This is a genomic window from Shigella sp. FC1544 (genome assembly GCF_001722145.1).
In the GTDB taxonomy this organism is placed as follows: domain Bacteria; phylum Pseudomonadota; class Gammaproteobacteria; order Enterobacterales; family Enterobacteriaceae; genus Escherichia; species Escherichia coli.
In genome coordinates this window covers 1-225 of the sequence record NZ_MECT01000537.1, presented here as the reverse complement: position 1 = coordinate 225, position 225 = coordinate 1, and the positions used below count along the sequence as shown (strand labels likewise).

The following is a 225-nucleotide window of genomic DNA, read 5'->3' as shown; positions in this document are numbered from 1 at the left end:
ACCTTATCGAGATGCTCAAGTGACCGAAATGATGACCGTGCTCCAGATGGCGCTTCAATAGAAAGATTTAGTGATTTGAAACTGGTCCCTTGAGAAAACATTTTGCTATAACTTTGCGCTGCTATAGACTTCCTTAAAAAGTTTTTCACAGTATTAGCACAGTGATCTAAATGTTTTTCACTTATGCCAGAAGAAGATGAGTTTGTTACGCGTAATATATTTTTT

The 225-nt window shown here is 36.4% G+C and carries 1 pseudogene; it reads right to left on the bottom strand.

Annotated elements, in window-relative coordinates:
• Window positions 1-225, bottom strand: a pseudogene (locus BGK49_RS30705) (hypothetical protein); the annotation flags it as partial.